The following is a 1,619-nucleotide window of genomic DNA, read 5'->3' on the forward strand; positions in this document are numbered from 1 at the left end:
ACGGGGCACCGGACGCAAGGTGGTGGCGCCCAGTCTGATTGTCCGGGGTGCGGTGCGGGTGCTCGCCGCGGTGGTCAGTTGGATCCGACCGCTGACGGTGCTCCAGCTGAGCCAGATCGATGTGGTTGCTTGGCAGGAAGAGCGCCGGCAGTTGAAGCAACTCCGACAGGCACGCGTCCTCCAGCGGCGTTTCCGTCAGCACCCCGAGCCGTACCTGGCCGCGCTGGAGGAGCGCCTCGTCAAGCTCAATTTGCCTCCATAGAAAAAAACGCACGCCCTGGGGCATGCGTTTGCCGGATCTCCCGCCGGGTCGGGTTGCGGTCGTGCGGTCGTGCGGCCGCAGGAGCAACGGCTTCCGTTGATCGCGCTCGCTGGCGTGCGGCGAGACGGTGGACGGCCATGCTTGCGTCTTGTCGACCATCCGCGCGCTATGGCCATCCTCTCTCGCGCGGGCGGGTTAAAATATCAATCTAAATTAAGTTGAAATCCTGCTGATTGGGCGCAGCGGCGGATGGTGTCCATGTGCGCGTGGAGCCGTTCTATCTGGTTGTCGATGTGGTCAATCTCGCAGGTTCCGGGCGGGAGCATCACGACATCCTCGCGCGCCCGCATAAGCGACTCCAGGGCGCGACCGATGCTGTCGTGATGCTGGCGGATGGCGTTCAAGGGTTGTAGGTCGATCATTGCGCTTCAGCCGGTTGAGCATGGCGTTCCTTCAATGTCTGGATGGCGTTTTCGACGATCCGCATCCAGGGCTTACCCGAACTGGTCTCAATGGCATCTTTGAGTGCGTCCGGGTCGAATCGCTCCATGCCGATGTGCGTACCGCAATAGTCAACCCCGCGTTGGTTCAACTCTTTGGCGAGCGCAACCAGCGCGGTGGAGTAGTGACGGTGCGCAACGAACTCGACACCAGTCGCGGATGCCAGTTCGTGGCGCTGCTTCAGGTCGGCCGCGATGGCCTCTGCATACGTGACGGCGGCGGGCTGGAAAGTGTCGACCAGAAACCGCTCGCGGTCGGTGATGGCTTTGTGCAGCGCCTGCATGTGCCGTACCTCGGCGGCGGCTTGCTCGGTGCGCTCGGCCTCGGCAAGTTTCTTGTGCGCGGCGGCAAGCGAGGCTTCCGCTGAGCGCGCTTGTAACTGGTTTTGCGTCAGCGCGTTTTCGGTCGCGGCCAGGCGCTCTTGTGCGCCCTGGTCGCCCATGACGGCATCTAGGGCCAGGCTATCGCGATCGGCCTCCAGGGTCGACTGGTTGACTGCTAGCGCCTCCAGTCCGGATCGCAGCCCCCCGATCACGCCCGACCAATCGGCGGATGACTTGGGTCGACGATTCCCGGCGAAGAGTTTTTCAAACATTGACGGCCTCCAGGTATTCGCGGTGCAGATCGGGGTGCCGGTCGATGACCTCGCGTAACGCGATCCCCCTTGGTGTTCCTGACTTCACGCGCTTGAGCAGCTGTACCTCAAACATGGCCGCGCATGGGTGTTCGGGGTTTTTTTCTCGAATTTTCAATGGTATAAATACTTCAGGAATAGAACACTAAAGACCTTGGCAATCATATAATACAATACCCATTTAAGCTATTCGGCATAAAAAATATGGATCACACCATTCAC

General features: G+C 60.7%; 3 protein-coding genes and 1 pseudogene. 2 read left to right on the plus strand and 2 right to left on the minus strand.

Features of this window, described 5'->3' with window-relative positions; all coding sequences use genetic code 11:
- Positions 1-262: pseudogene (locus tag QZY07_RS01090) on the plus strand (ISNCY family transposase); the annotation flags it as partial.
- Between the two features lie 233 nt (positions 263-495).
- Positions 496-675: a hypothetical protein gene (locus QZY07_RS01095; protein WP_295399131.1), complete on the plus strand. Its 180-nt coding sequence runs from the start codon at positions 496-498 to the stop codon at positions 673-675.
- Between the two features lie 5 nt (positions 676-680).
- Here QZY07_RS01095 and QZY07_RS01100 read toward each other — a convergent pair whose 3' ends face one another.
- A complete protein-coding gene (locus tag QZY07_RS01100) occupies positions 681-1,358 on the minus strand; it encodes a hypothetical protein (protein ID WP_295399133.1) in 678 nt (225 codons plus the stop codon).
- Complete coding sequence (locus QZY07_RS01105; RefSeq protein WP_295399135.1) at positions 1,351-1,473, minus strand: hypothetical protein; 123 nt, start codon at positions 1,471-1,473, stop codon at positions 1,351-1,353. Before QZY07_RS01105 ends, QZY07_RS01100 begins: the two co-directional genes overlap by 8 nt.
- Between the last annotated feature and the right edge of the window lie 146 nt (positions 1,474-1,619).

This window comes from uncultured Thiocystis sp., assembly GCF_903866365.1.
Classification (GTDB): domain Bacteria; phylum Pseudomonadota; class Gammaproteobacteria; order Chromatiales; family Chromatiaceae; genus Chromatium.

Excerpts from the sequence above, each read along its gene's own strand:
- QZY07_RS01100 (WP_295399133.1), bottom strand. The coding sequence starts at position 1,358 with ATGTTTGAAAAACTCTTCGCCGGGAATCGTCGACCCAAGTCATCCGCC.
- QZY07_RS01105 (WP_295399135.1), bottom strand. The coding sequence starts at position 1,473 with ATGTTTGAGGTACAGCTGCTCAAGCGCGTGAAGTCAGGAACACCAAGG.